The 26,489-nt window shown below is 70.1% G+C and carries 18 protein-coding genes; 10 read left to right on the top strand and 8 right to left on the bottom strand.

The features are described from left to right. Positions 1–73: 73 nt before the first annotated feature. Positions 74–1,402: an ABC transporter substrate-binding protein gene (locus AC1C2R_RS02840; protein WP_495351027.1), complete on the bottom strand. Its 1,329-nt coding sequence runs from the start codon at positions 1,400–1,402 to the stop codon at positions 74–76. Between the two features lie 239 nt (positions 1,403–1,641). Here AC1C2R_RS02840 and AC1C2R_RS02845 point away from each other — a divergent pair, with 239 nt between their 5' ends. Continuing rightward, positions 1,642–2,667 (top strand): LacI family DNA-binding transcriptional regulator, encoded by a 1,026-nt coding sequence (locus AC1C2R_RS02845; RefSeq protein ID WP_495351028.1) that lies wholly within the window; start codon positions 1,642–1,644, stop codon positions 2,665–2,667. 199 nt (positions 2,668–2,866) lie between these two features. On the opposite strand, the gene AC1C2R_RS02850 is transcribed toward AC1C2R_RS02845, so the two are convergent. The 3 genes from AC1C2R_RS02850 to AC1C2R_RS02860 form a co-directional block, all read right to left on the bottom strand. Further along, entirely contained in the window at positions 2,867–3,550 is a 684-nt protein-coding gene (locus AC1C2R_RS02850; protein WP_495378876.1) for a phosphatase PAP2 family protein, read from the bottom strand. A gap of 270 nt (positions 3,551–3,820) precedes the next feature. Next, positions 3,821–5,095, bottom strand: a complete 1,275-nt coding sequence (locus tag AC1C2R_RS02855) for a multidrug effflux MFS transporter (RefSeq protein WP_495378877.1) — start codon at positions 5,093–5,095, stop codon at positions 3,821–3,823. Positions 5,096–5,499: 404 nt separating this feature from the next. Further along, positions 5,500–6,669: an ROK family transcriptional regulator gene (locus AC1C2R_RS02860; protein ID WP_495378878.1), complete on the bottom strand. Its 1,170-nt coding sequence runs from the start codon at positions 6,667–6,669 to the stop codon at positions 5,500–5,502. Between the two features lie 145 nt (positions 6,670–6,814). Between AC1C2R_RS02860 and AC1C2R_RS02865 the strand changes: the two genes are divergently transcribed. From AC1C2R_RS02865 to AC1C2R_RS02880, 4 genes are all read left to right on the top strand, one after another. Beyond that, a complete protein-coding gene (locus AC1C2R_RS02865) occupies positions 6,815–8,113 on the top strand; it encodes an ABC transporter substrate-binding protein (protein ID WP_495378879.1) in 1,299 nt (432 codons plus the stop codon). Between the two features lie 2 nt (positions 8,114–8,115). Beyond that, a complete protein-coding gene (locus AC1C2R_RS02870; protein ID WP_495378880.1) occupies positions 8,116–9,108 on the top strand; it encodes a carbohydrate ABC transporter permease in 993 nt (330 codons plus the stop codon). A gap of 2 nt (positions 9,109–9,110) precedes the next feature. Further along, positions 9,111–10,010: a carbohydrate ABC transporter permease gene (locus AC1C2R_RS02875; RefSeq protein ID WP_495351034.1), complete on the top strand. Its 900-nt coding sequence runs from the start codon at positions 9,111–9,113 to the stop codon at positions 10,008–10,010. Positions 10,011–10,123: 113 nt separating this feature from the next. Beyond that, positions 10,124–12,511: a beta-xylosidase/alpha-l-arabinosidase gene (locus AC1C2R_RS02880; RefSeq protein WP_495378881.1), complete on the top strand. Its 2,388-nt coding sequence runs from the start codon at positions 10,124–10,126 to the stop codon at positions 12,509–12,511. A gap of 208 nt (positions 12,512–12,719) precedes the next feature. Here the strand turns inward: AC1C2R_RS02880 and AC1C2R_RS02885 are convergent, their stop codons facing one another. Further along, entirely contained in the window at positions 12,720–13,745 is a 1,026-nt protein-coding gene (locus tag AC1C2R_RS02885; protein ID WP_495351036.1) for a LacI family DNA-binding transcriptional regulator, read from the bottom strand. A gap of 202 nt (positions 13,746–13,947) precedes the next feature. Between AC1C2R_RS02885 and xylA the strand changes: the two genes are divergently transcribed. From xylA to AC1C2R_RS02910, 5 genes are all read left to right on the top strand, one after another. Continuing rightward, entirely contained in the window at positions 13,948–15,138 is a 1,191-nt protein-coding gene (gene xylA, locus AC1C2R_RS02890) for a xylose isomerase (RefSeq protein ID WP_495351037.1), read from the top strand. Positions 15,139–15,334: 196 nt separating this feature from the next. Further along, a complete protein-coding gene (xylB, locus tag AC1C2R_RS02895; protein WP_495378882.1) occupies positions 15,335–16,729 on the top strand; it encodes a xylulokinase in 1,395 nt (464 codons plus the stop codon). Between the two features lie 148 nt (positions 16,730–16,877). Beyond that, positions 16,878–20,390, top strand: a complete 3,513-nt coding sequence (locus AC1C2R_RS02900) for an endo-1,4-beta-xylanase (protein ID WP_495378883.1) — start codon at positions 16,878–16,880, stop codon at positions 20,388–20,390. Then, positions 20,387–21,574, top strand: coding sequence for an endo-1,4-beta-xylanase (locus tag AC1C2R_RS02905; protein WP_495378884.1), 1,188 nt, complete (start codon positions 20,387–20,389; stop codon positions 21,572–21,574). The genes AC1C2R_RS02900 and AC1C2R_RS02905 overlap by 4 nt, the downstream gene beginning before the upstream one ends. Positions 21,575–21,753: 179 nt before the next feature. Continuing rightward, the gene (locus tag AC1C2R_RS02910; RefSeq protein WP_495351041.1) at positions 21,754–22,074 is read left to right on the top strand and encodes a hypothetical protein; all 321 of its coding nucleotides are present in this window, start codon (positions 21,754–21,756) and stop codon (positions 22,072–22,074) included. Positions 22,075–22,089: 15 nt separating this feature from the next. On the opposite strand, the gene AC1C2R_RS02915 is transcribed toward AC1C2R_RS02910, so the two are convergent. Genes AC1C2R_RS02915 through AC1C2R_RS02925 form a run of 3 tightly spaced genes read right to left on the bottom strand, consistent with a single transcriptional unit; the run spans position 22,090 to position 26,067 of the window. Next, complete coding sequence (locus tag AC1C2R_RS02915; RefSeq protein WP_495351042.1) at positions 22,090–23,193, bottom strand: glycerate kinase; 1,104 nt, start codon at positions 23,191–23,193, stop codon at positions 22,090–22,092. Beyond that, positions 23,190–23,972, bottom strand: a complete 783-nt coding sequence (locus AC1C2R_RS02920) for a ThuA domain-containing protein (RefSeq protein ID WP_495378885.1) — start codon at positions 23,970–23,972, stop codon at positions 23,190–23,192. The genes AC1C2R_RS02915 and AC1C2R_RS02920 overlap by 4 nt, the downstream gene beginning before the upstream one ends. Before the next feature lie 43 nt (positions 23,973–24,015). Further along, positions 24,016–26,067, bottom strand: a complete 2,052-nt coding sequence (locus AC1C2R_RS02925; RefSeq protein WP_495378886.1) for a beta-galactosidase — start codon at positions 26,065–26,067, stop codon at positions 24,016–24,018. Positions 26,068–26,489 lie beyond the last annotated feature (422 nt).

Genomic DNA, 26,489 nt, shown 5'->3' on the forward strand with positions numbered 1-26,489 from the left:
CTCGGTCGGTCGTCGCCGATGAACGGATGCCCCGCGCCGCGAGTGCGGGCACGAGGCATCCGCTCACTGCCCGCTATTGGAGGGTGAAGCCCTGCTCGGTCGCGTACTTCTCGAGCGAGGCCTGCAGGTCGTCGAGCGCGGTGGCCGAGTCCTTCTCACCCTGCACCATCGCGAACTGCTGCTCGGTGAGCTGGTCGTACGCGTAGTTCTGGAACGGGCTGAACGCGAAGCCGGTGTACCCCGAGGCGGCCGGGAGGAACACGTCCTTGTTGATCTGCTGCCCGCCGAAGAACGGGTACTCGAGGTCGCGGAAGTAGTCGGACTCGAGGATCGGCTTCCAGAGCGGGAAGAGCGCGGCCTCTTCGATGCCGATCTTCCATGCCTCTTCCGTGCCGAAGATCTCCTTCGCGACGACCGCCGCGGTCTCGGGGTCCTTCGCCTGGCTCGTCACGGCGAAGGTCGACCCGCCCCAGTTGATCTGCACGGGGTTGGCCGCGTCCCACTGCGGCACGGGCGCGGCCTTCCAGACCGCGTCGGCGTCGGCGTCGGAAAGACCGCCGAGGTAGCCGGGGCCCCACGCCGCCGCGACGTAGATGGCGTAACTGCCATCGACGAGCTTCGTGTTGTAGTCGGCGGTGAACGCGTCATCGGTCGCGACGAGGTCGGCGTCGACGAGGCCCTGCCAATAGGCGAGCACGTCTTTCGAGCCCTGGTCGTTCACGTCGATGCCGATCTCGGTCGGCTTCGCATTGTCGTAGGTGAACGGCACCGAGCCCGCCTGGGCGAACAGCGCCTGGTTGTAGGCGCGGCCGTTCGTCGGGAAGTCGGCGAGCACGCCGGGAGCGCCCGCGTCTTTCAGCGCCTGGGCGGCAGCGGCGAACTCGTCCCACGTGGTGGGCACGGGGATGCCGTACTGGTCGAGGATGTCCTGGCGGTAGAGCATGCCCATGGGGCCGCCGTCGACCGGGATCGCGTAGACGGCGTCACCGCTCGAGACATCCTTCCAGGCGCCTTCGGTGTAGTCGGCCGCGACGTCGTCGGCGCCGTACTCGGCCAGGTCGACGAGCGCGTCGCGGATCGAGAAGCTCGAGAGCACTTCGGACTCGAGCATGATGACGTCGGGCGCGCCCGAGCCGGCTTCGATCGCCGTCGAGAACTTCGTGTACTCGTCATTACCCTGACCTGCGTTCGTCCAGCAGATCTGCACGTCGTCGTGGGATTCGTTGAAGAGGTCGACGACGTCTTCGAAGGCGGGGTACCAGGCCCACACGCTGACCTGCGTGGCCTCGGCATTGACGATCTTGTTGGTGCAGGATGCTTCGGGCTCGCCGCCCGAACAGCCGGTGAGCGCTGCGGCCGATACTGCGGCGACCGCGGCTCCGGCAAGGAGCTTGGACTTCATTGCTGTGCTTCCTCTCGCGGTGTTGAGGACACCGTTGTCTCTTGGCGAAGGTGGCTCGTCATTCGCCGCACAGTGGTGCTCCGCGTCGAGTTCCGAGTTTCTCCAACGTTGTAAAGTAAACGTTGTAGAGGCATTCTGCCCACGTCGAAGCGACCTTGTCAAGCGAACTCGGACGCCCTGCGGGCCGCGGCTCAGTGCTCGCATACAACGTTGTAGAGTTCGAGCAACGAGGAGGACGAATGGCCGTGACACTGCACGATGTCGCCCGCGCGGCGGGCGTCTCGATCAAGACGGTGTCGAACGTCATCAACGACTACCCGCACATCAGGCCGACGACCAAGTCGAAGGTCGAAGCGGCCATCTCCGAACTCGGCTATCAGCCGAACCTCACCGCCCGAAGCCTGCGCTCGGGCCGCACCGGCGCGATCGCCCTCGCCGTGCCCGACCTCAGCCTCCCCTACTTCGCCGAACTCGCCGGCACCGTGATCGCCGCCGCCGAGGCCGCCGGCATCGTGGTGCTCGTCGAGCAGACCGGCGGCGACCCCACCCGCGAACTCGAACTGCTGCGCAGCCCCCGCCTCACCATGACCGACGGGCTCCTCTTCAGCCCCCTCGGCATCGAACAGTCGGATGTCGCGGCGCTCCGGGTGTCCTACCCGCTCGTGCTCCTCGGCGAGCGCGTCTTCGACCCCGAGCACGACCACGTGACGATGCGCAACGTCGAGGCCGCCCGTGCCGCGACCGAGTACCTCATCGCCTCGGGCCGACGTCGCATCGCCGTCGTCGGCGCCCACGAGGGCGAGCTCATCGGCTCGGCCGGATTCCGCCTGCAGGGCTACCGCGAGGCGCTCGACGCCGCGGGCCTCGATCTCGATCCCGCGATCATCGGATACACCGCGCCCTGGCACCGATCGAGCGGCGCGCAGGCCATGCGGGACATCCTCGCGCGCGGCTCCTCGTTCGACGCCGTCTTCGGTCTGAACGACACTCTCGCCCTCGGCGCGATGCGCGTGCTGCAGGAGGCCGGACTCCGGGTGCCCCGCGACGTTTCGGTCATCGGCTTCGACGACCTCGACGAGGCCGAGTACTCCATCCCGTCGCTGACGACCGTCGACCCCGGGCGGCGCTGGATCGCCCGCACCGCGGTTGAGACGCTGCTCGCGCGCATCGCGGTCTCCGATACATCTGCCGCGCCGGCGCCGGAGCTGCGACTCGCCGAGTTCCGCATCATCGAGCGGGAATCCGCGCCGGCCGCGGCATCCTGAGCCCCGCCGGCCGTCGCCCTCCATCCCCACGCAGACGCCCTCCAAACCTCTGCCGCCCCGCCCCGACCCGACTCGCGCCGACGCGCCAAGCCATTCCGTCGAGAGTGCGGTTTCGTCGCTCTGAGCGCCGAGTACCGACACGAAGCGCGCTCTCGACGCCCGGAATCACAGCGCGCGACGCGTCAGAGCGCGGTGAACGTCACCCTGCCGCACGCGTGCGCCGCTCGCCCCACGCGATGCGCTCTCGCTCGAGCGGGTACGCGAATGCCGCCCATAGCAGCAGCGCCACACCGGCGCCGGCGAGTGCGCCGCCGATCGTGTCGGTCACCCAGTGCGCACCGAGATACGTGCGGCTGAGCGCCATCAGCACGGTGTACACGGCGCCGACCACCCACACCCAGACGCGCGGCACGATGACGCCGACGACGACCGCGATCGTCGCCGCGTTGGCAACATGCCCCGAGGGGAACGAACCGAAGTCGGATGCGACGATCATGTCTTCGGGCCTGGCCCGACCGAAGAGGTGCTTCAGCAACTGCACGACACCGGCACTCGCCGCCGACGCCACGATGAAGTACAGCGCCGCCCACGGACGCCGCAGGATCAGCAGCAGGAGCGCCGCGCCGATCGGCACCACGAACACTCCGATGATGCCGCCGCCCAGGGAATTCATGCCAAAGGCGAACCAGTCGCCGACCGGACCGCGGAAGCTCAACACCTCCTCGGCCCACTCCTCGTCGACGGCGAACCGCAACACCCCCGTGCGGGCGGTGAGCAGAAGGCCGAGCAGGGCGGCGATGACAACGGCGACGCCTCCCGCGATGAGCGGCACGCGACGGGCGACCCGCTTCGCACGAGACTTCTCAGTGGACTCGTCGGTCATGCCTTCACGCTATCGGCGCCGCCGCAGCATCCGTGTCACCGCGCTCAGCCGTGCGCAATTCAGGTTCGCACTCGGCGCGCCGCGCTCTCGCCCGCCCGCGAGGGCCGGCGACACCCCTCCCGACCTGAATTGCGTACGAAGATCAAGCGCAGCAGCGCAGCAGGGCAGCAGGGCGCGATGAGTTGGATGCCTCGTGGCCGGCCACGAGGCATCCGCACACCGTCGCACGCGCACGGCCAGTCGCACGGTCGCTCGCGCGCCGCGGGCCGGTCAGTCGCTGAGCGGCGGCACCGTCTTCGGACGCACGAGCCACCAGAGCGCGGCGATCGCAACGACCGCGGCCAGCACCATCACGAACGCCATGGGCACGGCGCTGCCGACACCCATGAGCCCGATGAGCGGCGAGATGACGCCGGCCAACCCGAAGTTCAGCGCGCCGAGCAGCGAGGCGGCGGTGCCGGCCTCCGCGCCGTGGTGCGCGAGGGCGAGCACCTGCACGGCCGGGAAGGCGAATCCGCACGCGAGGATGTAGAACCACAGCGGGATCGCGGTGCCCCAGAACCCGGCACCCGAGGTGTCGAGCACCATGATCGCTATCGCCATGGCGAGGTGCACGACCGTGGTGACGGCGAGGATCCATTGCGGTTGCACCGGCCCGCGGATGAGACGGGAGCTCGTCTGCACGCCGACGATGACGCCGACGGAGTTCACGGCGAAGAGCAGGCCGTACTCCTGGGCGTTGAACGCGTAGACCTCCTGGAACAGGAACGACGAGGTCGAGAGGTACCCGAACAGTCCGGTGAAGGTCATACCGCCGATCAGGGCCGCGCCGATGTAGACGCGATCGCGGAACAACGCAGCGTACCGATCGCGCAAGGTCGAGTGACCCGAGACGTGACGCTGCGAAACCGGGAGGGTCTCGATGATGAAGAACCCGACCGCCGCGACGACGACCGCACCGTAGATCGCGAGCACGACGAAGATGCCGCGCCAGTCCATGACCTGAAGCAGCTGCGAGCCGATGACGGGTGCGAGCACCGGAGCGAGGCCGTTGACGAGCGCCAGTCGGGAGAGCATGCGCACGAGCGGCTTGCCGCCGAAGAGGTCGCGCACCATGGCCATGGCCACGACACCACCGGCGGCGGCGCCGAAGCCCTGCAGGAGGCGGAAGACCGAGAGCCACACGATGTCGGGCGCGAAGGCCGCCGCAATGGATGCCGCGATATGCAGCGCCGTCGCGAGAATCAACGGCAACCGGCGACCGACCTTGTCGCTCCACGGGCCGACGATCAGCTGACCGAGGCCGAACCCGACCATGGTGCCGGTCAGGGTCAGCTGCACGGCCGAGGCCGAGACGCCGAGCTCGTCTTGCAGCACCGGGAAGGCGGGGAGGTAGAGATCGATCGTGAACGGCCCGAGCGCCGTGAGCGCGCCGAGCACGAGCACGTAGACGAGTCGCTGCCGCCCGGTGAGGAGCTCGCCCGGGTGCGCGGGACGGTTGTAGTCGTCGGGTCTGATGATGGGAATGGAGGCGGTGGAGGACATGCGTGTTTCCTGTGCGTGCTCGAGCGTGAACGGGAGACGGCGCGCGCCCTCGGGCGCCGATGGATGACGTATCACGGCGCCGCGGGGCGCCGTCATGCATGGACTCGGGGCGACCGGCACCGCCTCGAATCGATTCGACTGTCGTCAAGTGTATCGGCTCAGGCGGCACCCGACGCAATGCCTCAGCAGCCGCCGCTTTGCAGCAATTCAGGAGCGGAGGCGTGTCGCGCCCCGCAGGCCCGGCGTGTCGCGGCGACGCGCCGCGCGCACTCCTGAATTGCTGCAAGGAGCGGGTCAGTGGGTGGTGGGGTGGTAGGTCAGTGGGTGGTGGGTCAGTGGGTGGTGGGCGGTGGGCGGGTGGTGTGAATGCAGGTGTGAACGCAGAGAGGAGGGGAGGGGTGGGGTCAGCCGTGGGCCAGCGGGTCCGCGAGCAGTGCGGAGAAGGCGGCCTCGGCCGCGCCGATCATGAGGCGATCCTCGCCGAGCGCGGCGAGTCGGATCGCGAGCTCTTCAGTCGCGGCGGGCATGGCCTGCTCGGCGACCTCGGCTTCGAGGGCGCCGGGGTCGCTGCCCGCGACGGTGGCGAGGAAGCCGCCGAGCACCACGAGCGAGGGATTCAGCGCGTTCACCGCGTTTGCGAGGGCCGTCGCGAGGATGCGGCGCTGTCGCGCGAGTTCGCCCGCGACCTCGGGCAGACCGGATTCCGCAAGGGCCGCCGCGAGCGTCGGTTCGTCGGCACTGGCGAGCCCGGCCACCTCGAGCAGCCGTGCACGGCTCACTTCGTCTTCGAGCACCCCGCCGCCTGCACGCCGGTCGGCGGCGTCGGCGATGCCCGGCCGGTTCTGCCCGAATTCACCCGCGTAGCCGCCGGAGCCGCCCACCAGACGGCCGTCGAGCACGATGCCGCCGCCGATGCCGCTCGCGCCGCCGTTCAGATACACGAGATCGTCGACGTCGCGGCCGGCGCCGAAGAGGTGCTCGGCGATCGCGCCGAGACTCGCATCGTTGCCGGCCGTGACGGGCAGGCCGGTCGCCTGCTCGACGAGCGTGCGGATCGGGGCATCCGCCCAGCCCAGGTGCGGCGCAAGTCGCACCATGCCGTCGGATGCGCGCACGAGGCCCGGCACGGCGAGCCCGACGGCGACGACCCGCGTGGAACGCAGTGCGGTCGCCTGCCAGCGCTCGAGCGTCGCGGCCGCGATCGCCGCCACTTCTTCGGGGTCGACGAGATGGTCGACCTCGAGCCGTTCACGCACCTGCACCGTACCGTCGAGTCCGACGGCGGCGACGGTCACCGCGTCGACCTCGGGGTTCAGGGCGAGGGCGAGCACGCTCGAGTCGGCTGCGATGACCGGAGAGGGCCGGCCGACCCTGTTGGTCGGGTCGGGAGCGCGCTCGACGGCGAGACCGAGGTCGACGAGCTCGCTCGCGAGGGTCGCGACGGTCGAACGGTTCAATCCGGTCAGCGCCGTCAGCCGGGCGCGCGAAAGCGGCCCATCGAGGTGCACGAGCCCCAGGAGTTTCGAGAGGTTTCGGCGGTGGACACCGTCAAGGGTGCCGTCTCGTTCTGCCACGCGACAACTCTAGGGGGAGCCTCGGAATCGGCCTCTTTCGGCGCGCCGTATTTGTTGCGGTTGACGGCATATCCCATTGCCGCGTATATTCAAGGCGTCCAGATCACTTTCGACGTGGTAGTCGAAACTTTCGAGAGGTTCAATGATGAACAGACGAAGCACCACACGGCTCGTCACGCTCGCAGCAGCAGCGGGCCTCGCTGTCGCCTCGCTCACAGCCTGTTCCGCGGGCGGCGGTGACGACGGCGGCGGTGACGGCGACGTCACGCTCACATGGTGGCACAACGCCACATCCGGTCCGCTGCCAGCGGTCTGGGAAGAGGTCGCCGCAGAGTTCGAGGAGGCCCATCCCGGGGTCACCGTCGAGCAGACCGGCTATCAGAACGAAGAACTCCAGCGCACGCTGATCCCGAACGCCCTCGCGGCCGGCGACCCGCCCGACCTCTTCCAGGTCTGGCCAGGCGGAGAGCTGCGCGACCAGGTCTCCAACGACTACCTCATGCAGCTCGACGAGGCCATCCCCGACACCATCGAAAGCGTCGGAGCCACCGTCAACCCCTGGCAGGTCGACGGCAAGACCTACGGCATCCCGTTCACCTTCGGCATCGAGGGCTTCTGGTACAACGCCGATCTCTTCGAACAGGCCGGCATCGATGAGACGCCGACGACACTCGACGATCTCGTCGACGCGGCGGGCAAGCTGCGCGAGGCGGGCATCACCCCGATCGCCGTCGGCGCAGGCGACAAGTGGCCGGCCGCGCACTGGTGGTACCAGTTCGCGCTGCACTCGTGCTCCCCCGAGGTGTTGCAGGCATCCGAGACCGAGCTCGACTTCAGCGACGACTGCTGGGTCGAGGCGGGCGAGCAGCTCCAGGCGTTCCTCGGCATCGAGCCGTTCCAAGAGGGCTTCCTCGGCACCCCCGCCCAGACCGGCGCCGGCAGCTCGGCAGGCCTCATGGCGAACGGCCAGGCCGCGATGGAACTCATGGGTCACTGGAACGCCGGCCAGATCGGCGGACTGACGGCCGACGGCGAAGTGCCCGAATTCCTCGGATGGTTCCCGTTCCCCGGCATCGAGGGTGCAGCGGGCGACCCGACCGCCTCGCTCGGCGGCGGTGACGGCTTCGCCTGCTCCGCGGATGCACCGCCGGAGTGCGCCGAGCTCCTCGAATACATCATGAGCGAAGACGTGCAGGCGCGGTTCGCGGCAAGTGGCTCGGGCATCCCCACCGTGCCGAGCGCGGTCGCATCGCTCGAGGACCCGAACCTGAAGACCGTGGCCGAGGGCCTCGCAGCATCGTCGTTCGTGCAGATCTGGTTCGACACCGCATTCGGCACGACCGTCGGCAACGCCATGAACGAGGGCATCGTGAACCTCTTCGGCGGCGCCGGTACGCCCGAGGACATCGTGAAGAAGATGCAGGACGCGGCGGCGACGCTCTAACCATGACCAGTGTCATCGAAACGGTCGGGCCCGCGGTCTCCGCGGGCCCGACCCCCGCCCGTCGTCCCCGCCCGGGGGTAGGCAAGGCGCGCAAGCGGGCCGAGATCGTGCTGTTCGTCGGTCCGGCCTTGATCCTCTTCCTCGGCTTCGTGATCCTGCCCGTGCTCCTCGCGGGCGTCTACAGCTTCTACAACCTGCCGCAGGCGTTCCAGTGGGACGACCTCGCCGACCCCGAACGCTTCGTCGGGTTCGACAACTACACGCGAGCGCTCGGCGACCCCGCATTCGTCCGCTCCGTCGGCAACAACTTCCTGATCCTCGGGCTGTCGCTGGTGATCCAGGGACCACTCGCGATCGGCATCGCACTGCTCCTGAACCGCAAGCTGCGCGGCCGTGGCCCGCTGCGGCTGCTCATCTTCGTGCCGTACGTGCTCGCCGAGGTCATCGCCGGCCTCTCCTGGAAGCTCCTGCTGCAGCCGCAGGGTGGAGTGAACACCATGCTCGAGGCCGTCGGCCTCGGCGCGTTCAAGCAGAACTGGCTCGCTGATCCGAACATCGCCCTGTGGACGATGTTCGCGATCCTCACCTGGAAGTACGTCGGCTTCGCGATCCTGCTCATGCTCGCCGGTCTGCAGGGCGTGCCCGAAGAGCTCGCAGAGGCCGCCGCGATCGACGGCGCCAGCTGGTGGCAGATCCAGCGCCACATCACCATCCCCCTGCTCGGTCCGACCATTCGGATCTGGGCCTTCCTGTCGATCATCGGCGCGTTGCAGCTCTTCGACATGGTCTGGGTCACCACTCGCGGCGGCCCTCTCAATGCGACCTCGACGATGGCCACCTACATGGTCGAGAAGGGCCAGTTCGGCGGCCAGCCAGGCTTCGGCAGCGCAGTCGCCGTCATCCTGTTTCTCATCTCGCTGGTCGTCGCACTCGTCTACCAGCGTTTCGCCCTTCGCCGCGATCTCGCCGGCTCCATCACGAGAGGAGTGAACTGATCATGTCGGTCGCTTCCACCGCCACGGGCGGCTCCCGCATCGCCGCCCGACGCGATCCCACCGGTCGTCAGCGCTTCGACTGGGGTCAGCCGTTCGTCTACCTCGTCGCGCTCGTCGTCGCAGCGGTCGCGATCGGGCCCGTGCTCTACGTGTTCATCGGCGGCTTCCGCACGACGGCCGACCTCAACGCCAATCCGGCGGGCCTGCCCGCCCCGTGGACCTTCGACAACTGGAGCCTCGTACTCGGCTCGCCGCGCTTCTGGGGCAATGTGCTCTCCAGCATGATCCTCGCGTTCGGCACCACGGCAGGCGTCGTCGTCGTCGGCGTGATGGCCGCGTTCGTCCTCGCCCGATACACCTTCCGGGGCCGTGAAGGGCTCTACCTCCTCTTCGCCGCCGGGCTGATGTTCCCGCTCACCGTCGCGGCGCTTCCGCTGACACTGCTGCTGCGCACCCTCGGCCTGCACGGCAGCTTCCTCGGAGTCATCATTCCGTCGATCGCGTTCGCGCTGCCGACGACGATCATCATCCTCGTGCCGTTCCTGCGCGCCATCCCCGATGAGCTCGAAGAGGCCGCGGCCATCGACGGCACGACGCGCATCGGCTTCTTCTGGCGCATCCTCCTACCGCTGTCGATGCCCGGGCTCGTCACGGTCGGCGTGCTCGCCTTCGTCGGAAGCTGGAACGGGTATCTGCTGCCACTGCTCGTCATCAGCACGGGCACCCTGCCGCAAGAGCTCTGGCCGCTGCCGCTCGGCGTGACCCAGTTCGCGACGCAGTACTCGCAAGACACCGGCGCGGTGCTCGCCTACACGTCGCTCGCGATGATCCCGGCGCTCGTGTTCTTCCTGTTCGCCGAGAAGCGGATCGTCGGCGGCCTCACCGGGGCGGTGAAGGGATGACGCCTGGTATCGACCCTGCGACGGATGCCCCGGCGGCAGACCCGGCCCGCCCGCTCACCCCCACTTCACTCTCGCCGAACGACGTCGTCGGCGCCCGACGGGAGCCAAACGGCATGACCGATGCACAGACCACCCAGCCCATCGCGACGGATGCCCCGTGGCGCGACCCCGCACTCCCGATCGAGCAGCGCGTGGCGCACCTGGTCGGCGAGATGACCCTCGATGAGAAGCTCGCCCAGCTCTACGGGGTGTGGGTCGGCGCGTCGGACGAAGGCGGCGACGTCGCGCCGCACCAGCACGACCTGACCGACGATGTCGACCTCGACGAGTTGTTGCCTGCAGGTCTCGGCCAGCTCACGCGTCCCTTCGGTACGGCCCCGGTCGACGCTGCGGTCGGCGCGATCTCGCTCATGCGCACGCAGGAGCGCATCGTCGCCGCGAACCGATTCGGCATTCCGGCGCTCGCGCACGAGGAGTGCCTCGCCGGCTTCGCCGCGTGGGGCGCGACCGCGTACCCTGTGCCGCTGTCGTGGGGTGCCTCGTTCGACCCCGAGCTGGTGGAGCAGATGGCCCGCCGCATCGGCGATGACCTGCGTTCGGTCGGCGTGCACCAAGGGCTCGCCCCGGTGCTCGACGTCGTGCGCGACGCCCGGTGGGGGCGGGTCGAGGAGACGATCGGCGAAGACCCGTATCTCGTCGCCACCGTCGGCACGGCGTACGTGCGCGGCCTCGAGTCTTCGGGTGTCGTCGCGACTCTGAAGCACCTCGTCGGCTACTCGGCCTCACGCGCCGGCCGCAACCTCGCTCCGGTTTCGGTCGGGCCGCGCGAGCTCGCCGACGTGCTGCTGCCGCCGTTCGAGATGGCCGTGCGCGAGGGCGGGGCCCGCAGCGTGATGAACGCCTACACCGACCTCGACGGCGTGCCGTCGGCGGCCGACCGTTCACTGCTCACCGGACTGCTGCGCGAGACGTGGGGCTTCGACGGCACCGTCGTCGCCGACTACTTCGCGGTGGCGTTCCTGAAGCTGCTGCACGGCACGGCCGGCACCTGGGCCGAGGCCGCGGGTGCAGCACTCGCGGCGGGCATCGACGTCGAGCTGCCAACGGTGAAAGCGTTCGGCGAGCCGCTGCGACTCGCGGTCGAGCAAGGCGTGGTCGACGAGTCGCTCGTCGACACGGCGCTTCGCCGTGTGCTGCGTCAGAAGGCCGAACTCGGGCTCCTCGACCACGACTGGTCACCGGTTCCCTCGGTGCTCGCCGGCCTCGATCTCTCCGCGCCCGAGTCGCTGCGCGGCTCGGTCGACCTCGACTCCCCCGGCAACCGCGCACTCGCGACACGGCTGGCCGAGCAGGCCGTCGTGCTGCTCCGCAACGACGGCACCCTGCCGCTCGCGAGCGCCCCGACGATCGCGGTCATCGGCCCGAACGCCGACGACCCATATGCAATGCTCGGCTGCTACTCCTTCCCCGCGCACGTCGTGTCGCAGCATCCCGGTGTGCCCATCGGCATCGAGATTCCCACGGTGCTCGAGGCACTGCGGGTCGAGTACCCCGGCAGCGACATCCGGCACGCACGCGGCACGAGCGTCGACGGCGGCGAGACTGATGAGATCGCGGATGCCGCGGCGCTCGCGGCATCCGCCGATGTCGTGGTGCTCGCGCTCGGCGACCGGGCCGGCCTCTTCGGGCGCGGCACGAGCGGCGAGGGGTGCGACGTGGAGTCGCTGACCCTGCCCGGCGCCCAGCAGCAGTTGCTCGATGCCGTGCTCGCCTCGGGCACGCCGACGGTCGTGACCCTCCTGACCGGGCGGCCGTATGCGCTCGGACGAGCGGTCACCGACGCCGCGGCGATCGTGCAGGCGTTCTTCGCGGGCGAAGCGGGCGCTGCGGCGATCGCGGGCGTGTTGAGCGGCCGGATCGAGCCGAGCGGCCGGCTGCCGGTGAGCGTGCCCGCCACGCCCGGCTCGCAGCCGACGACGTACCTGGCCGCGCCCCTCGCGCGGGCCAACGACGTCTCGAACATCGATCCGACGGCGGCCTTCGCGTTCGGGCACGGGCTCGGCTATTCGACGATCGACTGGTTGTCGTTCGACGACGACCTCGCCGAGATCCGTACCGACGGCGAGGTCTCGGTGCGCCTCGCACTGCGCAACGCCGGCGAGCGCCGCGGCGTCGAGATCGTGCAGCTGTACCTGCATGACCCGGTCGCCTCCGTCGTGCGCCCAGTGCAGCGGCTGATCGGATTCGCCCGCGTCGAGCTCGAGCCCGGCGAGGTTGCCGAGGTCCGCATGTCGGTGCCCGCCGATCTCGCCTCGTTCACGGGCCGCGACGGCCGGCGTGCCGTCGAGCCGGGCGAGATCGTGTTGAGCGTGGGCCGGTCGAGTTCCGACCTCGTCTTCGCGCACTCGGTGCGACTCGTGGGCGAGACCCGAGCCGTCGACCACGAGCGACGGCTGCACCCGACGATCGCGGTCGATCACGCAGCATCCGTCGACCGATGAGTCACCGTCGCGTTCCTGTGCTGGGCCTCGAGGCCGAAGCCCGCACCGACGCGAACCGGTTCGGACGCGCGCCGCTCGACTGAGTACTCGGCTGGGTCGCTCCCTCTCCCCCGAGTGGCCCGGTCGACCGGGCCGAGCCGACCGAGCCGCCCGCCTGCCCGAGCTGCCGAGTGCGCCGGCAGGCGGGCGGCTCGGGCCGGGCGACGACTCAGGCTGCGGGCGGCGCCGTGCTCTCTCGCTCGACGAGGCTCGTCGCGAGGTCCATGCGGGGAGTCGGCTGCTGGGGCGCGTCGCTCAGGCGAACGACGAGGCGCGCGGCCTCCTCGCCCATGCGCCGCAGCGGTTGGTGCACGGTGGTCAGACGCGGCGTCACCCAGCGGGCGAGCGGAATGTCGTCGTACCCGACGATCGAGAGGTCGTGCGGCACCGCCAGCCCTCGAGCCCGCGCAGCATCGAGCACGCCGAGGGCGTGCAGGTCGCTGCCCGCGAAGATCGCGGTGGGTCGCTCACTGAGATCGAGCAGCTCGCCGGCGCGTTCGAAGCCGCCGGTCACATGGAAGTCGCCGAAGCGGATCCACTCGGGCCGGATCGGCAGCCCGGCCGAGTTCATCGCCGAACGGTAGCCGTCGAGCCTGGCGAGCGAGCACATCATGTCGTCGGGGCCTGTGATCGCGGCGATGCGGCGGTGGCCGAGTTCGATGAGGTGCCGAGTCGCCATGAGCCCGCCCGACCAGTTCGCCGAGCCGACCGACGGCGCGTCGGGCGAAGGGTCGCCGGCAGGGTCGATGATGACGAACGGGATGGCGCGCGAACGCAGCTGCTCACGATACTCGGGGGCGAGGTCGGAGAAGACGAGCACGACGCCGACGGGGCGGCGACGCATGACGCCCTCGATCCAGTCGGGATCAGGGGCGTGACGGCTGCCGCTGACGGTCAGCACGACGCTCAGCCCGCGCTCTTTGGCGACCATCTCGACGCCGTTGATGAGCTCCATCGACCAGATGTCGTCGAGTTCGTGGAAGACGAGTTCGATGAGGTCGGCACGCGCCTCGCTCCGTGCGCCGCCGCGACGCACGTAGCCACGGGTCGCGAGCAGCGTCTCGATGCGTTCGCGCGTGACCGGCGAGACATCCGATCGGCCGTTGAGCACTTTCGAGATCGTCGCCAGCGAGACGCCGGCCTCATCGGCGATGCGTGAGAGTGTCACGCGATCGGATGCGGAGTCCACTGTCATGTTTCGATCGTATCGGCGAAACTCCCACCGCGGTGCGTGCCGCGCGGGACTCGAGGAGCGACCTCGCGGTTCGACTCCAGCGAGCATCGCGGGCGATGCGGCGCTTCGAAACAAATCGTCCCGCCCAGCTTGCATCGGACCCCTGCGACCATTATGTTGATAGTCACAACAAATCAACGACGATGCTGAGAAGGCGAATCCCATGGCCAACGCCCCCACCCGCGACGACAAGTTCTCCTTCGGCCTCTGGACCGTCGGTTACAACGGCACCGATCCGTTCGGCGGCCCCACGCGGCATCCGATCGATGTCGTGCACGTCGTCGAGAAGCTCGACGAACTCGGCGCCTACGGCCTCACCTTCCACGACGACGACCTGTTCGCCTTCGGGTCGACGGATGCCGCGCGCCAGACCCAGATCGACCGGCTGAAGGGTGCCCTCGACGCCACCGGCATCATCGTGCCGATGGTGACCACCAACCTGTTCAGCGCCCCCGTCTTCAAAGACGGCGGATTCACCTCGAACGATCGCGACGTGCGCCGTTTCGCGCTGCGCAAGGTGCTGCGCAACATCGACCTCGCCGCCGAGCTCGGCGCGAAGACCTTCGTGATGTGGGGCGGGCGCGAAGGCGCCGAGTACGACGCCGCGAAAGACATCCGCCAGGCGCTCGAACGGTACCGCGAGGCCGTCAACCTGCTCGGCGACTACGTCACCGACAAGGGCTATGACATCCGCTTCGCGATCGAGCCGAAGCCCAACGAGCCCCGCGGCGACATCCTGCTGCCGACGCTCGGCCACGCGCTCGCGTTCATCGAGACGCTCGAGCGCCCCGAGCTCGTTGGCATCAACCCCGAGGTCGGCCACGAGCAGATGGCGGGCCTCAACTTCGCCGCCGGCATCGCGCAGGCGCTCTACCAGGGCAAGCTCTTCCACATCGATCTCAACGGCCAGCGCGGCATCAAGTACGACCAAGACCTCGTGTTCGGCCACGGCGACCTCTACAACGCGTTCGCCCTCGTCGACCTGCTCGAGAACGGCGGCCCCGAGGGCGGCCCGACGTACGACGGCCCCCGCCACTTCGACTACAAGCCGTCACGCACCGAAGACGAGACCGGCGTCTGGGACTCGGCGGCTGCGAACATGGCCAACTACCTCATCCTCAAGGAGCGGGCGGCGGCATTCCGCGCCGACCCCGAGGTGCAGCAGGCGCTCGAGGCCGCCAAGGTGAACGAGCTCGCACAGCCCACCCTGCGCGACGGCGAGAGCTACGACGACCTCATCGCCGACCGTTCGGCGTTCGAGGACTTCGACGCCGACTCCTACCTCGGCGGCCACGGTTTCGGCTTCGTGCGGCTGCAGCAGCTGGCCACCGAGCACCTCCTCGGCGCGCGCTGACCATGCGCGGCCGCCGCCTCGTCGCCCGCCCACCCCGCCCTGCAGTAATTCAGGAGCGGAGGCGTGTCGCGCCCGTCTGGGCCGGCGCGTCGCGGCGACACGCCGGGTGCGCTCCTGAATTGCTGCACGCTTCGACGGTTGAGCAGGCAAGGGCAGGGGCCGCGTCCCGAGCGGGCGCCGCGTCCCGGGCGGGCGCATGACGCTCGTCGCAGGGATCGACTCGTCGACGCAGGCTTGCAAAGTCGTGATCCGGGATGCCGCGACCGGGGCGCTCGTGCGTTCCGGCCGCGCGCCCCACCCCGGCGGCACCGAGGTCGACCCCGCCGCCTGGTGGGGAGCCATGCTCTCGGCGTTCGCCGACGCGGGCGGACTCGACGGCGTCGAGGCGATCTCGATCGCAGGCCAGCAGCACGGCATGGTCGTGCTCGACGCCGAGGGCCGAGTCATCCGCGACGCGCTGCTGTGGAACGACACCCGGTCGGCGCAGGCGGCGCGTGACCTGATCGACGAGGTCGGTGCCGCCGAGTACGCGCGTCGCACCGGGGTCGTTCCGGTCGCATCGTTCACCGCGACGAAACTTCGCTGGCTTCGCGATGCCGAACCGGATGCCGCGGCGCGCGTCGCGGCGGTGGCACTCCCCCACGATTGGCTCACGTGGCGGCTGCGCGGCTACGGGCCGTCGGATGAGTCGCCGCTCGGTCCGGTGCTCGACCAGCTCACGACCGACCGTTCCGACGCGAGCGGCACGGCGTACTGGGGCCCGAGCGGCTACGACCGCGAGCTGTTCGTGCGCGCGCTCGGTCACGACGCCGTGCTCCCGCGCGTGCTCGAACCGCATGAGGCGGCCGGGCGCACGCCCGACGGCATCGTGGTCGGGGCGGGTGCGGGCGACAATGCCGCCGCCGCACTCGGCCTCGCCGCGGCATCCGGAGATGTCATCGTCTCGATCGGCACGAGCGGCACGGTGTTCGCGGTGACGGATGCCGCCATCGCCGACGCCTCGGGCACGGTGGCGGGTTTCGCCGACGCGACGGGGCGGCGCCTGCCCCTCATCGCGACGCTCAATGCCGCCCGCGTGCTCGACGCGACGGCCGGCCTGCTCGGGGTCGACCACGCCGAACTCGGGCGCCTCGCGCTCACGGCTGAGCCAGGGGCATCCGGAGCCGTGCTCGTGCCGTACTTCGAGGGCGAGCGCACCCCCAACCGCCCCGACGCCACCGCATCGTTCTCGGGCCTCACGCTCGCCAACACGAACCGCCCGGCGATCGCCCGGGCCGCCATCGAGGGGCTGCTCTGCGGCCTGGCCGACGGCCTCGACGCCGTGCGGGCGCAGGGGGTCGAGGCATCCCGCGTGCTGCTCATCGGCGGGGCGGCGCAGAACCCGGCCGTGCGACGCGTCGCCGCGCAGGTCTTCGACGTGCCCGTCGTGGTTCCCGCACCCGGGGAGTACGTCGCCGACGGCGCCGCCCGGCAGGCGAGCTGGGCCTTCACCGGCGAGCACCCTGCATGGCCGCTCGACCTCGATGAGGAACTCGCACCCGATACCCGACCCGTGATCCGCGAGCAGTACGCCGCCCGCGCCCACCCCTGATCCGACCCGAGTCGCCCAACTCTGGACGGAATCGGGCAACTCGGTTGAAAGCCCAACCACGCACCACGCACCACCACACGCACCACCACGCACCACGCACCACGCACCACGCATGATCCGTTCGAGTTCGACTGCGCAAAGGAGCGCCATGAATCTCAACCCGACACTCAAGAAGATCGCCATCGGCACATTGGCGGCAGGGCTGCTCGTGCCGCTCTCGACCACGACACTGCCGGCCGCCGCCGCCGCGGAGGTGACGCTCGTCGCGACGGACTTCGAAGACGGCACGGTCGGCGCCTGGGAGCCGAGCGGCGGCGTCTCACTCACCGTCGTCGACGACGATGGCGGCAAGGTGCTCCGCATCGGCGGCCGCGCAAACGACTACGAAGGCATCCAGTCGCCGGCGGGGCTCTTCGACGCCCTCGCGCCCGGCGACGTCGTGAACCTCTCGATGCGCGCGAAGCTCGCCGACGATGCAGCGGGGGCGGCAGACATCCGCTTCGTGATGAAGCCCTCCTACACCTGGATCGGCAACACGAGCATGACCTCCGGCGGGTGGTCGACGGTCACCGGCACGTTCACGGTGCCGGCCGACACCGACGTGAGCACGCTGCAGGTCTACCTCGGCACCGCTGCTCTCGGCACGGCGGCGAGCTACGACTACCTCGTCGACGACCTGCTCATCTCGGCGGCGACCGCGGGCGGCGGTTCACCGGGCGCGGAGATCGACGAGCTGTCGACCGGATTCGAGGAGGGCCTCGACGGCTGGGCCGCGAGGTCCGACGCCAGCGGCGCGGCATCCGTCGCCGTCACGGCTGCGGCGGCGCACAGCGGCACGCAGTCCGCGCTCGTCTCGGGGCGGGTATCCCAGGGGCAGGGAATCGGACACGATGTGACCGGCGTGCTCGTCGAGGGTCGCAGCTACGAACTCTCGGCCTGGGTGAAGTTCGGTGAGGGCCAGCCCGCCGACGACGTGTGGTTGAGCATCGCGCGCACCGTCGACGAGTCGACCTCGTACTCGACCCTCGGCCAGTTCACTGGCATGTCGAACAGCGAGTGGGTGCAGGTCAGCCAGACGTTCCAGATGGGGGCGGCCGATTCCGCGCTGCTCTACTTCGAGACGGACTATAACGGCGGTAACACCTCTGATCTGCTCATCGACGACATCGTCGTGCGGGAGCCGGGCGAGGCCGAAGTGCAAGACCTGCTGCCGATCAAGGACACCGCCGATTTCGCCGTGGGAGCTGCGATCGACAGCCGGGAGACGTCGGGCGCGGCATCCGAACTGCTGCTGAAGCACTTCGACCAGGTGACGGCTGAGAACTTCATGAAGCCCGAAGCCTGGTACGACGAGAACCAGCAGTTCACGCCCCATGCCGAAGCCGACGCGCTCATGGCGTTCGCGCAGGCGAATGACGTCGCCGTGTACGGCCACACGCTCGTCTGGCACAGCCAGACGCCGGCGTGGTTCTTCCAGAACGCGGCGGGCGAACCGCTCACGACGAGCGCCGAAGACCAGCAGGTGCTGCGCGACCGCATGCGCACCCACATCTTCAGCGTCGCCGAATACCTCAGCGACACGTACGGCGCGTTCGGCGGGGACACCAACCCGCTGTACGCCTTCGACGTGGTCAACGAGGTCGTCTCCGACGGCGGCGAGTTCGACGACGGGCTGCGGCGCAGCGAATGGTTCCGCGTGCTGGGCGAGTCCTACATCGACCTCGCCTTCCAGTACGCCGACGAGGCGTTCAACGAGGTCTACGCCGCGCCCGACGCCGAGCGGCCGGTGACGCTCTTCATCAACGACTACAACACCGAGCAGTCGGGCAAACAAGACCGTTACCACGCACTCGTCGAACGGCTGCTGGCTCGCGGAGTTCCGGTCGACGGGGTGGGGCACCAGTTCCACCTGAGTCTCGCGAGCCCGATCGCGTCGCTCGAGCAGGCGATCGTCGCCTTCGAGGGCATGGGCCTGCGCCAGGCGGTCACCGAGCTCGACGTCACGACGGGCACACCGGTGACCCAGGCGCGCCTCATCGAGCAGGGCTACTACTACCGCGATGCGTTCCGAATCTTCCGGGAACACGCCGACGAGCTGTTCTCGGTGAGCGTGTGGGGCCTGACCGACGGTCGCAGCTGGCGCAACGACTCGGGTGCACCGCTGCTCTTCGACGACGGGTTGCAGGCCAAGCCCGCCTACTTCGGTGTCGTCGACGGCGAGCTGCCGGCGCAGCTGCGCACGGCGAACGTGTTCCGCGGCGACGTGGCCCTCGACGCCGGCGCCACCGACGCGCTCGCCTGGCAGCAGTTGCCGCAGCATCCGATCGGCTCGGCATCATCGTTCCAGCTGCGCTGGGAGACCGATCACCTCACCGCGTACGTCGACGTGCACGACCCGACGACGGATGCCGCCGACGGCGTCGAATTCGCCTGGGGCGACGCAACAGCCGGGGTGTCGCGTGATGGCGCGGCTTCCGACGGCGACGACCCGGCTGTCGAAGCCGTCGTCACGCCGACCGCTGACGGTTACCGCCTCGTGGCGCACCTGCCACTCGAGGCCGCCGCCGAAGGCAGCACACTGCCGTTCGACGTGCGCGTCGTCGACGGTGACACGACCACCGGCTGGAACTCGCCCGGCGCGGTCGGCACCCTGACGCTCCTCGAACCGCTCTCGACGCTCGACGTGACCGAAGCCTCGACGGCGCCCGTCGTCGACGGCGCGATCGACGAGATCTGGGCCGGCGCCGGCACGGTCGCCACCGAGAAGCAGGTGGAGGGCACCGACGGCGCGAGCGCGCAGGTGCGCACCCTCTGGCAGGGCGACACGCTCTACGTGCTCGCCGAGGTGGCCGACCCCGTGGTCGACGTCTCGGGTTCCGACCCGTGGGTGCAGGACTCCGTCGAGCTCTACGTCGATGGCGGCAATGCGAAGAACGGCGGCTACCGCGCCGACGACACGCAGATCCGCATCAGCGCCGAGAATGCCGTCTCGTTCGGCACGGGCGACGAGGCCGCGCAAGACGCTCGCGTCGACAGCGCCACCACGATCGTCTACGGCGGCTACCTCGTCGAGGCATCGATCAGCCTGCTCGAGGCCGGCGGCGCCGGCACCTTCCACGGGCTCGACTTCCAGGTGAACGACGCTGCCGCCGGGGCGCGCACGAGCATCCGCAACTGGGCCGACCCGTCGGGTACCGGGTACCAGTCGACGGCGCGCTGGGGCGTCGGGCGGCTCGTCGCCGCTCCCGTGCTCGACCCGGCGATCGAACTCGAGTCGGGCAAGGTGCGCGCGGGCGACACCGTGAGCGTCGCACTCAGTGGGTTCGCTCCCGGCTCGGTGGTCTCGCTCGTACTCGAGAGCGCCGGTCACGGCAAGCACGACACCGGAGTGCTGCTCGCAACCGTCACGACTGATGCCACGGGTGCCGCGGCATCCGACGTCACGGTGCCCGCATCGACGAAACCGGGCAGGCGCCTGCTGACGGCAGTCGTCGGCGAGACGCAGGTGGCCTCGGCGGACATCGTCGTGCAGCCGGGCAAGTCCGAGTGCAAACGCCACGACAAGAAGCACAACCACGACAAGAAGCACGACGACAAGAAGCACGACGACCGAGATTCGGGTCACGGCCGGCACGACGATCGGGGTACGGGCCGAGGATGACGCTCGAGCACCGCATCACCGAGGCGCAGGTCACCCTGACCTGCGCCTCGGGCGCGCCCCTCGCAGACACCGACGTCACCGTCGAACAGACCGGCCACGCCTTCGGCTTCGGCAACATCGGCTTCGAACTCGTCGACCATGCCAACGGCGAGGGCGACGCGGCATCCGCTCGCCTCGCCGAACACTGGCTCGCCCTCTTCAATACGGCGACGCTGCCGTTCTACTGGGCGCAATTCGAGCCCGAGCGGGGCCGGCCCCGCACCGCGCGGCTGCGAGCGGCCGCCGAATGGTTCTCGGCACGGGATGTCGCGGTGAAGGGGCATCCGCTCGCCTGGCACACGCTCGCACCCGACTGGCTGCTGCCGTTGTCGCTCGACGAGGTGGAGGCGACGCTGCGCGAGCGCATCCGCCGCGAGGTGGGCGACTTCGCGGGCCTCATCGACACGTGGGACGCGATCAACGAGGTCGTCATCATGCCCGTCTTCGGGCAGGAGGACAACGGGCTCACCCGGCTCGCGCGGGCGCGGGGGCGCATCCCCGTGATTCGGCTCGCGTTCGAGGAAGCACGCGCGGCCAACCCCTCGGCGACGCTGCTGTTGAACGACTTCGACCTCTCGAGCGCGTACGAGTGTCTCATCGAGGGCGTGCTCGAAGCCGGCATCCGCATCGACGCGATCGGCTTGCAGACGCACATGCACCAGGGCTACTGGGGCGAAGACGAGATGCTCGCCATGGTCGACCGCTTCGCGCGCTACGGACTGCCGTTGCACCTGACCGAGACCTCGCTCGTCTCGGGTGAGCTCATGCCGGCGCACATCGTCGATCTCAACGACTGGCAGGTGCCGTCGTGGCCGTCGACACCCGAGGGCGAGGCGCGGCAGGCCGACGAGCTCACCCGGCACTACCGCTCGCTCGTCGGGCACCCGGCGGTCGAGGCGATCAACTATTGGGGCATCACCGACCGCGGCGCCTGGCTCGGCGCTCCCATCGGACTGTTGCGGGCCGACGGCACGCCGAAGCCCTCGTACGACGCGCTGCACGCCCTCGTGAAAGGCGAGTGGTGGCTGGCGCCGACGACGATGCGCACGGATGCCGCGGGGCGCGTCGTCGTGCGCGGGTTCCGGGGCAGCTACCGGGTGAGCTGGGCCGGCGGCGAGCAGCCGGTCATGCTCGACGGCCGCTGATCCTGCAGCCGGGTCAGCCGCTGATCCGGCCGCTGATCCTGCAGCCGGGTCCGCCGCTGATCCGGCCGCTGATCCGGCCGCTGAGTCGGCCCGCCCACTCACACACCTCATGCGCATAGCATGGGAGGCGAGACGTCGCCCCGATGACGGCGCCCCGATCTACGAGTGAGGGAGCGATGATGTCCGAATCGAACCGACCCGCTGAGCCGCAGTCGCCCGACGAGCCGAACCTGCCCGCCGATCAGGCCGAACCGACCGACGAGACCATGCCCACCGACGACCTCGAGGGCAGCTACACCGAGGTCGACGGCGAAGCACCGCACAAGCGAACGGTGGCCGGCGAGTACACGCGAACCGACGGCGTTGCCGACGACGAGTCTTCCGTCGGTGATTACACCTCGACCGAGGAGCACCCCGACACGCACGATCCGGCCGAGCGCCACGGCAAGTTCGTGCGCGCCGAACCCGCCAAGCCTCATCCGGGGCTGCACCACACCTGACCCCGCGAGCGTCGCTCAGCGCACGGCATCGCCCGCCGCGCCGCCGGCGAGTGCTGCGCCGGCGGCTTCGAGCCACCTGACCGGTTCCGCCATCGCGGCGGGCGCGCCACCTGCGAGGTCCGCCAGGGCGACGGATGCCGCGAATCCTCGCGGCTCGGCCGTGATCGCCCCGGCGACGAGCGCCACCGGCGCGCCCGCCGCCGCGGCCAGGCGGGCCACCTCGCTCGGCGCCTTGCCCGCCTCGGACTGACCGTCGAATCGTCCCTCGCCGGTGATCACGAGGGCGGCGCCGGCCAGGTCGTGAGTGAGCCCGATGGCATCGGCGACGCGCGCAGCGCCGCCGCCCATCTCGGCGCCCCAGGCGAGAAAGCCGAAACCGGCTCCGCCCGCGGCGCCGGCGCCCGGGGCCTCGGGCGAGACGACCGGAACGAGTCGGGCGAGCCGCGCGAGGTTGCCGTCGAGCACCTCGACCGTCGCGGCATCCGCCCCCTTCTGCGGTCCGAACACCGCTGCGGCCCCTGCCCTGCCGAGGAGCGGATTGGTGACGTCGCCGAGGATCACCGCACCGCCGTCTGGCAGCGGCCGCAGACCCGAGAGGTCGACGCGCGCGATCGTGCCGAGACCGCGATTGCCGAGCCGCACCGGGCGCCGGTCTGCGTCGAGGAAGCGGGCACCGAGCACGGAGAGCGCGCCGACTCCGCCGTCGGTGGAGGCGCTGCCGCCGAGCGCGAGCAGCAGGCGGGCGACACCGTGGTCGAGTGCTGCGGCGATCGCCTCGCCGAAGCCCGCGGAGTGCGCGTCGAGCGGCGCGAGCGGATCGAGGAGCGTGATGCCCGAGGTCGCGGCGAGCTCGACGACTCCGGTGCCGTCGGGCAGCAGCAGCCAGTGCGTTTCGACGGGCGCAGAGACCGGTCCGCGCACCGAGATCGGCATTCGCCGCGCACCCGGCACTGCGATCTCGAACGCGTCGAGAGTGCCTTCGCCGCCATCGGCCATGGGTCGCAGCACGATTACGTCGCCGACCCGAACCGCATGCCAGCCGCGTGCGAGGGCGGCCGCGGCATCCGCGGCGCTGACCGTGCCCTTGAAGGAGTCGGGTGCGATGACGACGCGGCTCACGGCACGTTCGCCGTCGGGCCCGGCACTCCGGCGAGCCAGGCGAGCGAGCGCGCGAGCAGCTCGCGGTGGCCGACCGAGTCGTAGGAGCGCACGTCGTGCCCGAGCGCGTCGTAGACGAGCCTCGATCGGCCGATCTCGCGCGCCCAGACGAGCGGGTGCCGGGTGCCCTCGTGCTCGTGCTCGGCGATCGGCTCGATCACGTCGAGGAGCCGGAAGTCGGTGTACCGCTCGTCGAACACGTCGAAATCGGCGAGCCCGTCGACGATCGCATGGTTGCCGACGATGTGCACCTGGGCGTCGCCGATCGGCGGATGCCACGAGTGGTCCCGCACCCAGCGCGCGCCGAGCGCGTGCTCGTACGCGGGGTAGTCGCGCAGGCTCGCGGCGGCCGAATGCACGGCGAGGATGCCGACGCCTCGGTCGAGAGCCGCGTCGAGGGCGGCGTTCGCCGCAGCAAGCACGGAGGTGTCAGGTGCGTCCGGCCCTTCGGGTGCGTCCGGTGCCTCCGGTGCGGCCGGAGCGGCCAGCGTGCCCGGTGCGTCCGGCAGGCTTGGCGTGTCGGATGTCGCCGCGGGACTCGGCCCCTCGGGGTCGCCGGCGTTCACGACGATGAGGTCGACGTCGACCCCCAGGCTCGCCAATGCGGCATCGATGTCGTCGGTGGTGGTCACCGTGTAACCGGCCGATTCGACGAGTTCCGCAAGCCGCGGACTCGTCTCGGCGTAGGCATGCCACTGGTCGGCGTAGCGTCTGGAACCGGTCAGGATGAGGGCGTGCATGGCGCCTCCTCGCGTTTCGGGCATCGTATCGCGGGGCATCCGGTCACGCATGCTGCTGCAGCAGCACCCAGTCGAATGGCGCGAGCGTGACCTGTTCGACGTGCTCCCCTGTGACGGCGTCGACACCGGCCATGGCGAATGTGACCGGGGGCTCGCCCGAGCCGTGGTGGATGAGCGTGAGCAGCGAGCCGCGGCGAGCCGCCTCGACGTGGTCGGGCAGGCCTGCGACGACCGGCTCGACGCCGGCATCGGCGAGCACGTGGTCGATCACCGCGAGGGCGCCGGCCTCGTCGGGCACGGTCGCGAGGTAGCGGGCGACTCCGCTGCCGGCTCGGCGAGCCGTGAGCGCCGGATGCCCCGCGCGGCGGCCGCTCGTGAACGAGGCCTCGATCGTGGCATCCGTCGCTTCGATCTCTTCCGCGACGAGCGTGCCGAGCTGTTCGCCCAAGCCGAGGTCGGCCCCACCGCCCTCGCTCGCGAAGCGCGCCTCGCGCTCTCCGGGGGCGGTGCTGCCGGGTGCGACGAGCGCGCCGAAGTCTTCGAGGCGGATGCCGCAGAGCTCGCCGAGCTGCGTGAGGTACCCGCCTGCTCGGAACCGGTCGTGCTCGTCGACGATGTCGGTGAACGGGCCGGCGAGGAGGTGCCCGCCGCCCTCGACGAACGCGGTGAGCGCGGCGGCCCCGGGCTCGCGCAGGAGGTAGAGCAGCGGTGCGATCGCGAGCGAATAGCGGCCGTCGACGCGCTCGGGCGGCACGATGTCGACCTGCACGTGGCGCCGGTGCAGGGCGCGGTACCAGCGCTGCACGACCTCGAGGTAGTCAAGCTCGTTCAGTGGATGGTCGGAGGCCTCGACGGCCCACCAGTTCTCCCAGTCGAAGACGAGTGCGACGCGGGCCTCGGACTCGTCGGCCGGGGCCGTCGGCAGGGCGCCACGACTGCCGAGCGCGCCCAGCTTGCGGCCGAGTTCGGTGACCTCGCGCCACGTGCGGGTCTCGGTGCCCGCGTGCGGCAGCATCGCCGAGTGGAATTTCTCAGCGCCCGCGCGGGACTGCCGCCACTGGAAGAACAGGATGCCGTCGGCTCCGCGACCGATCGCCTGCGCACTGAGGGCGGCCATCTGGCCGGGCGCCTTGGGCGCGTTCGTCGGGCGCCAGTTGAGCGCGTTCGTGGCCTGCTCCATGAGGATCCACGGCACTCCGGGCTTCAGCGAGCGCACGAGGTCGCGCTGGAACGCCGCGGTGCGGTACGACTCGGGGTCGTTCGGGTCGGGGTACGCATCGTCGCTGATGAGGTCGAGGTGAGGCGCCCACTGCTCGTAGTTCGCGGGCTTGAACGCACCCATGAAGTTCGTCGTGATCGGCTGGGTCGCGCCGGCGGCGCGGATGATCTCGCGCTCCATGAGGTAGCACTCGAGCAGCATGTCGCTCGTGAACCGGCGGTAGTCGAGCAGCTGGCCGGGGTTATGACTGTAGGGCGCCTTGCGGGGCGGGAAGATCTCGTCGAACGACTGGTACCGCTGCGACCAGAAGTTCGTGCCCCATGCCTCGTTGAGGGCGTCGACGGCGCCGTAGCGGTCGGCCAGCCAGCGGCGGAATGCGTCGCGCGCGGCATCCGAGAAGTCCATGTTCAGGTGGCAGCCGTACTCGTTGTTGACGTGCCACATGACGACGGCCGGATGCCCCGCATACCTCTCGGCGATCGCGGTGACGAGTTCACCGGCGAGGCGTCGGTACACGGGCGAGGAGGGCGCGAACTGCTGCCGGCTGCCCGGCCAGTACGTGGCGCCGTTCTCATCCTGCGGCAGCAGCTCCGGGTAATTCGCGGAAGCCCACGGCGGCGGTGAGGCGGTTGCGGTCGCGAGGTCGACGGCGATGCCGCCCTCGTGCAGCAGCGCGATCACGCGGTCGAGCCACTCGAAGTCGAACTCGCCCTCGCGCGGCTGGATGCGCGACCACGAGAAGATGCCGAGGCTCACCATGGTGATGCCGGCCTCGCGCATGCGCGCGACGTCGTCGGGCCAGATCTCTTCAGGCCACTGCTCGGGGTTGTAGTCGGCGCCGTAGTGCACGGGTGATTCCTCCAAGATCGCGGGCATTCGGAAAACGCATTCCCAGCTTAGGGGTGAAGCGCGCCCGCGACGTCGGCAACGCCGGGCAGCGCGTGGGCAGCGCGGACTACGCCGTGGGCAACGCGTGGGCAACGCGTGGGCAACGCCGTGGGCAACGCCGTGACGACCCTTTGCCGCCTCACGGTACCCCGCAAAGATCGTAGGTGCGCAAAACGTCGTCACGCCCCGCGCGAGGCGCGCGAGTGCGAGGCGCGCGAGTGCGAGGCGCGCGAGTGCGAGGCGCGCGAGTGCGAGGCGCGCGAGTGCGAGGCGCGCGAGTGCGACGGCGAGGAGCGGGAGTGCCAGCGCGAGGAGGGTGAGGAGCGGGAGTGCGGGGCGCGCGAGTGCGAGGAGCGGGAGTGCGAGGGGCGGGAGGGCGAGGAGGAGCGGTAGCGCGAGGCGCGGGAGGG

The sequence above is a fragment of the Agromyces sp. Y182 genome (assembly GCF_059445385.1).